Consider the following 6,042-nt stretch of genomic DNA (forward strand, 5'->3'; position numbering starts at 1 on the left):
GCCCCGGAGGTGTTCATGCCAGCCTTCTCCGCTTGGCCGGCTGCGCTTGCCAGACCAGCTCCGCCGGCCAAGCTACCCGTGGCGGAGCGGCCCACCGTGCACTAACTCTACCCTTGGACCACCTCGTGGGGGCCGATCACCCCGGCGCGCAACTTCTCGCCCAGCCGGGCGGCGTGGGTGGCGACGGCCTGCTCCATGGTGGCAAGGTCCTCGACGCGGTCGGAGAAGCTCCGGGTCACGGCGCAGCCCTTCCGGGTCGGGGCGACCTCCTCCAGGTCGAGGCAGGCCATGCCGCGCAGGTCCTGAACGAGCCGCTCGCCCACCACCGTCATGGCCTTGCGGACCGCCCGGGTATCGAGGTCGCGCACGTCGGCGACGCTCTCGCAATCCAGGGCCTCCGGCTTGCGGGCATTGGCGGGCCCGACGCCCCAGATGTTCTCCGGCGGGATGCGGGCCATCCAGTGGTCGTACTGGACCAGGTCGGTCAGGTCGCAGACCCCACCGAGCTCGGGCACCTTCTTGGCGACGTGGTTGGCGAGCTTGGCCAGCGTCTTGGTGGTGCCGATGCCGACGAAGGTGGGGAGGCCCGTCCATGCACACACCGTCTCGCGCATGTCCCGGCACAGGGTCACGCGGTCGGCCTCGCGCACGTCCGAGAGGTCCAGGAAGCTCTCGTCGATGGAGTAGATCTCGATGCGCGGCGAGAAGCCCCGGTAGACCGTGTTCACCCGGGCCGACATGTCCCCGTACAGGGCATAGTTCGAGGAATAGACCCGTACGCCCTGGGTCCGGCACATGTCGCGGATCTTGAAGTACGGTTCGCCCATCCGGATGCCGAGCGCCTTCGCCTCCGGGGGCCGGGCAATCGCGCAGCCGTCGTTGTTCGACAGCACGATCACGGGCACGCGGGTTAAGCGGGAGTCGAACACCCGCTCGCAAGAACAGTAGAAGCTGTTGCCGTCCGAGAGGGCGTAGGCCCGGGCGCTCATTCCGCGCGGCGCCTCGGGTTGATCGAACCCGACACCACGCCCCAGACCTCGACCACCGCGTCCGATGCGAGGCGGAACTCCGGAATTGCGGGTTGGCGAAGGACAGGATCACGCGCGGGCCGTGCCGCCGCCAGACCTTGAAGGAGCGTTCGCCGTCGATGTCGACAACCACCACGTCGCCGTTGCGCGGGGTCAGCGTTCGGTCCACCACCGCGAGGTCGCCGCCGTGCAGGCGCGCCAGCAGCATGCTGTCGCCAGCCACCCGGACGAGGAAGGTCGCCGGCCGGTTCGCGATCAGCAACGCTGGAGGTCGATCTCGTCCTCAACGAAGTCGTCCGCTGGGCTGGGGAAGCCCGCACGGACCGCCCTCGCGAGGATGGGGACCGGGGTTGGCAACCCGACCGTGATACCCAGGACCTGCATGCGCATGCTCCACGAATCCGCAAAGAACAAAAGTGGAACACAAGCGAGTGATTCCGCCAAGCTGCCAAGCTTGTGGCAACGCGCGCCATGTGGACGGTTGTGGATAACCATCCGGGGTCTGGCGGCGGATCGGGCATGCAAGCCCACGCCCGGCGATGCACGGGTAGCCTTCTTTCCGAGACGTATCCCATATCGGGCACGACTGGCTGCGCGCGCCAAGCACCCTTTATACGTCATGGGTGATTTCGCCTTCATGCCGTCCGTGCCCGGTCAGCGTTTGCAGGGGCGGACAGGAAACCACCGGCGGTCTCGCGACCTAACTCCATTCAAGCAACGCGGAGCCCCCCATGCGCATAGCCATCGCCGCCGTCGTCCTGTCGACCTTGACCGTCGCCGCCCACGCCCAGACGCCGGAAGGAACGGTGGCCATCGGCCCTTGGAAGGTCGACGCGGTCTCGAAGGGCCAGAAGTTCGAGCGGTGCACGATGACCCGCACCACCGACGACGGGGTCGACGTGCAATTCACCCGCGACGCGATCGGTCTGGACCTGACCATGAGCTCGCCGAAGTGGAAGCTCGGACGCGGCAAGAGCTACCCGGTCGAGTTGGCAGCGGGTTCGTCGGTGCTGCAGGCCGAGGTCGCCGCCTCGGGCAACGCCGTCTCGCTGCCGGTGAAGGACGAGCGGTTCGTGAAGGCGCTCAGGCTGGCCGACGCGCTCGACGTCCAGGGGGAAGGTGCGACCATCAAGGTCGCCCTGGACAAGAGCGCGGCCGGTCTGGACCGGCTGGAGGCGTGCTACGCGAAGAACGGGTCGGCTACCGAAACGAACCCGTTCGTGGCGCCCAAGAACAAGCCGTAGGCTTCAGTTGCTAGCCCCCGTCGCCCCATGGCGCCGGGGGCACTGGTCGGGGCAGCCGAGCGTGTGGCCCGTAACGGGTTTCGCCCGGGCACCGCGACGTGCCCAGGAACTAGGCTTGGATGACATCGCGAACATCGGCCGGGAAGCCACCGGTCGGACGATGCGGCCAAAGCTATAGCAGCTTCGTCGTCCACCCACCGGACACCGTCCCGGAAGTGCACGATTCAGTAACCGTCACGGAAACGACGTGGGCCGTCGTAGCCGTCCGGGCCTCGGTAGCCGTATCCATAGCCGTAACCGACGCGCGGTCCGCCCAAACCGCCCCGACCCCAATCGTTCGGGCGGCAGCGCCCCCAGGGGTTGGGGTGGAAGCCAGGACCGCAGCCGCCGGCCACCCGCTCTAAGATCGCCTCACGCTCGGGCGGACGAAACTCGTATCCGAGCGGGGCGGCGACCGCCGCCGAGGAGGCGAGACCTGCTCCGATCAAAGCGGCGAGGCCCGCCACCTTCCTGCTCATCATGACTGCATCTCCAAAGGCCCGCGGCCCGACCGTGTCGGACCGGATGGCTTGGAGGATGCCCCTAGACGGCTGACCCGGATCTGAGGAGCTTGTTCATCCGTCCGACGGGTGCCACCGGCCTCAGAGCCGCCCGGTCACCAGCAGCACGATCAGGACGACGATCAGGATGCCGCCCAGGCCGATGCCGCCGATGCCGTTGTAGCCGCCACCATAGTAGCCGTAGCCGCCGCCGCCGAGCGCTAGCACGATTAAGACGATGAGGAGGATGGTGACGAGATTCATGCGTTGATCCTTGTTCCGCAGGAGTAGGCCGATGCCCGGCCGGGCCGCTCAACGCCCATTGAGGGACGGGCCGCCGGAGGTGCCGCCGGTGCCGGACGGTCCGCCCGTCGGGGTGCCACCGACGTTCACGTCCGGTGTCGTGCCGGGAACCGACGAGTTGCTGGGGCTGGCTTCGTTGCCCCGGGTGATCGGGCTGGGCCCGAGGTCCCGGGCGCCGGGACCGACGCCGCCGACGGGCGGGGTGACGCCGGTGTTGCCCGCGCCGCCCGTCGTGACCTGTTGCGCCCAGGCGGGGCCGGCCACCATCGCTCCCAGGGTGGCTAGGACAACGAGCTTCGTTCGCATCACGTGATCGCCCTTCCGCCCCGCGGCGGGACAGTGCCCGCCGCCATTCCGCTGTGAGCGGCGTTCGCCCGTCTCAGTACCGTCCGCGGGGCGGCACACCATCCTCGAAATCGCGGCGGCGCTCCTCCCGGCGGATGTCGTCCCGGATGGTGTCGCGGCGCTCCTCGCGGAATTCCTCCCGGCGCTCCTCCCGACGGATGGCGTCGTATTCACGCTCGCGCGGCGAACGCGGGTCGACCCGGACGCCGCCGGGGCCGATGTCGATGCTCTGCGCCAACGCGGGAACGGCGGGGAAAAGGCCGGCAATGACGAGGCCGGCGGTCAAAAGCGCTTTCACGGGTCTTCTCCCAGGTTGGATTATTTGGGAAACAGGGTGATCAGCCCTCGTCACCGCAGACGGGATCACGTGACATGACGTCAGGCGTCCCAGTCGACGCCGACTTGGCGTCCGACGACGACGCCTGGGCCGTCCGGGCGCGAGCCGCCACCATCGGCCCGGTGCGAACGGAATGCATCGCGGTTTTACCCCGTCGCTGCGCCCCCGTCTGCCGGGGTGCGGCGACGGCACCCAACATCGCCGCCGGCAGGACCGGCATCATCTTCATCCCGGCCGGTAGCGGCGCGGTCAGCCGTGGGGCCAGCACCGCCATCTCGGACGACGACGCGCTTGGGCGCATGTACACACCGTTTGGAGGATCGCTCCTGGCCGAGGTCGACGTTGTAGCGGCATGCGACTGAACCGGCCGCACGACACGAGGCGAATATTCGAAGTTGCCCGGGTGCAGCACGCGCGCCGCCACGAAGAGGCCGATGGCGGCGACGGCGGCGGTGCCCAGGGTCGAGCGATAGTGTTCCATGGCCTCGGTAACAGGCCGTGGAGTTCGCCGTTCCGTTTCATCCGCGCGATCCCACAGGGCGTGGCATCGCCGCAACATCCAGGGCGTCGCCGGCATAGCCCAGCTGAACGCGTGCTACGCCGGGGACGGCTCGGCGGCCGAGACCAACCCGCTCGTCGCCTCCGGCCTCAAGCCGTCAGCGGCCCCGGCCTCAGCGCCGGAGGTGGCCACGCAGCGTGCTGACGCGGCTGCCCACGAGGCGTACAGCCTTGCGGAGTTGCTCCTCGCTGACCCCGAACAGCCTGGCGTAGGACTCGCGGCTGGACCTGTCGTGGATGTCAAGGTGCGTGCGTTCGGTCTCGGTGGTCATCTGTGTTCTTTCCTTGCCAGGCCTCGCGAAGGGACGCCGTCCACTGTCGGGACAACGCGACCGCACCCGTCGTGTTGCGATCCATGGAGATGCGTTCCACCGCTCATGCACAGGTTCGGCGGGCGATCCGACGGCGCGTCCCGCCGTCCATGCAAGGCGACATCGGGACCGACTTTAAGCAATCGGAAAGATGCCAGCAGCGGAGGCTGTCCGCCTTGGGCGAGCTCCAATTCATATCGAGTATGGAACTCATACGAATTGGAACCCAGGGAAAAATGCAACCAATAACGTTTGGCGCTCTTCTTCCAGTATCCACCACATCGAACATTTCGTCGGCCGCGCCCGTCGGATGATGCGCGTTCGCGAAGGCCGAAGCCATGATCCATTGCAATCACCACCACGATGGCGAGGACCGACCAGTCCTCGCCGAGGTCGCCCGGGTGCTAGCAGGGCGAATGGTGCCTCCCAAGAACGCGGACCTCCCGTCGCGCCTGGCCGAACTCGTCGCCGCGCTACTCGCAGGTGATGGCGCGCCTGGCGTCCATCGGCCGGGCAACGGCGTCCGTCGACCCGATGACGCTTGACCGGTGCCCGCCTTGCGCGCGAGCGTTCAGGCCGCCTCTCGCTTCGGACATGAGGGGCGGGAGCAATCGCCCCGGGGTCAGTTGATTGTACGAACGGTCGCGGAAAACCTGCTCAAGCTCTGGGCGGTCGGATGCCGAGCAGGCGGATAACCGCGAAGGCCAGGACGGCCGACGCCAGGCTGAGACCGCACACGACGAGGAAACCGTGCGGATCGTCGCCCAGGGGCAACCCCTTCACGTTCATGCCGAACAGACCGGTGAGGAAGGTCGGGGGCAGGAACAGCGCCGACAGCACCGACAGGACGTAGAGCTGCCGGTTGGTCGCCTCGGCGATGCGCTCGGACACCTCCTCCTGCAGCAGTCGAGCCCGCTCCGCCTGCAGGGTCATGTCACGGTCGAGAGCGTCGAGGCGTTGTGCGAGCCGCGCCGCTGCCGCGACCGCGGGTCCGTGCACGTCGTCCGTCGCCCCGTCAGCCTCCAGCCGGTGGAATACGGCGGCGAGGCCGGTGATCTGGCGGTGCAGGCGCACCGCGTTGCGGCGGACCGGCCCGAGCCGGCGGCGGTCGTCGCGGGGCCGTCCGTCGAGGATGTGGGCCTCGATCCCGTCGAGGGCGTCGGAGAGCCTCCGCCCGTTGGTGTCCATCGCCGAGACGGCGTGCCCGACGAGGGTGTCAAGAAGCAAGGTCGGCGAGGCGACGGTAGCGCCGCCCTCGACTGCGGCCCGGGCCGCGTCCGGGGCCTCCGCCGGTCCGCGGCGCCCGTTGACGAGGCCGCGTGGCCCCATGACGACATGGAGTCTGCCTGCCGGGGCAGGTTTCGGGCCGGGGCGTGG

At 68.6% G+C, this 6,042-nt stretch carries 8 protein-coding genes and 2 pseudogenes; 1 reads left to right on the plus strand and 9 read right to left on the minus strand.

The genetic code is table 11. From position 1 onward, the window contains the following. Positions 1 to 119 precede the first annotated feature (119 nt). Positions 120 to 989, minus strand: a pseudogene (locus MKK65_RS00345) (Y-family DNA polymerase); the annotation flags it as partial. Continuing rightward, positions 986 to 1,412 (minus strand): annotated as a pseudogene (locus MKK65_RS00350) (LexA family protein). The pseudogenes MKK65_RS00350 and MKK65_RS00345, both read right to left, overlap by 4 nt. Positions 1,413 to 1,759: 347 nt before the next feature. Between MKK65_RS00350 and MKK65_RS00355 the strand changes: the two are divergent. Next, on the plus strand, positions 1,760 to 2,272 hold the full coding sequence (locus tag MKK65_RS00355; protein WP_243954317.1) for a hypothetical protein: 513 nt from the start codon (positions 1,760 to 1,762) through the stop codon (positions 2,270 to 2,272). A gap of 224 nt (positions 2,273 to 2,496) precedes the next feature. On the opposite strand, the gene MKK65_RS00360 is transcribed toward MKK65_RS00355, so the two are convergent. The 7 genes from MKK65_RS00360 to MKK65_RS00390 all read right to left on the minus strand — a co-directional run. After that, the gene (locus MKK65_RS00360; RefSeq protein WP_243954319.1) at positions 2,497 to 2,793 is read right to left on the minus strand and encodes a GCG_CRPN prefix-to-repeats domain-containing protein; all 297 of its coding nucleotides are present in this window, start codon (positions 2,791 to 2,793) and stop codon (positions 2,497 to 2,499) included. 120 nt (positions 2,794 to 2,913) lie between these two features. Beyond that, positions 2,914 to 3,075, minus strand: a complete 162-nt coding sequence (locus tag MKK65_RS00365; protein ID WP_243954321.1) for a hypothetical protein — start codon at positions 3,073 to 3,075, stop codon at positions 2,914 to 2,916. A gap of 48 nt (positions 3,076 to 3,123) precedes the next feature. After that, positions 3,124 to 3,420 carry a hypothetical protein gene (locus MKK65_RS00370; RefSeq protein WP_243954324.1) on the minus strand — a complete coding sequence of 99 codons (297 nt, stop codon included), beginning with the start codon at positions 3,418 to 3,420 and terminating at the stop codon, positions 3,124 to 3,126. A gap of 73 nt (positions 3,421 to 3,493) precedes the next feature. Then, positions 3,494 to 3,745, minus strand: a complete 252-nt coding sequence (locus MKK65_RS00375) for a hypothetical protein (RefSeq protein WP_243954326.1) — start codon at positions 3,743 to 3,745, stop codon at positions 3,494 to 3,496. Between the two features lie 52 nt (positions 3,746 to 3,797). Further along, positions 3,798 to 4,277, minus strand: a complete 480-nt coding sequence (locus MKK65_RS00380; RefSeq protein WP_243954328.1) for a hypothetical protein — start codon at positions 4,275 to 4,277, stop codon at positions 3,798 to 3,800. Between the two features lie 190 nt (positions 4,278 to 4,467). Further along, positions 4,468 to 4,626, minus strand: coding sequence for a DUF3606 domain-containing protein (locus MKK65_RS00385; RefSeq protein ID WP_243954330.1), 159 nt, complete (start codon positions 4,624 to 4,626; stop codon positions 4,468 to 4,470). Positions 4,627 to 5,322: 696 nt separating this feature from the next. Next, on the minus strand, positions 5,323 to 6,042 hold a 720-nt coding region (locus MKK65_RS00390; RefSeq protein WP_243954332.1), incomplete at its 5' end, for a CorA family divalent cation transporter.

Source organism: Methylobacterium sp. J-001 (assembly GCF_022829565.1).
In the GTDB taxonomy this organism is placed as follows: Bacteria; Pseudomonadota; Alphaproteobacteria; order Rhizobiales; family Beijerinckiaceae; genus Methylobacterium.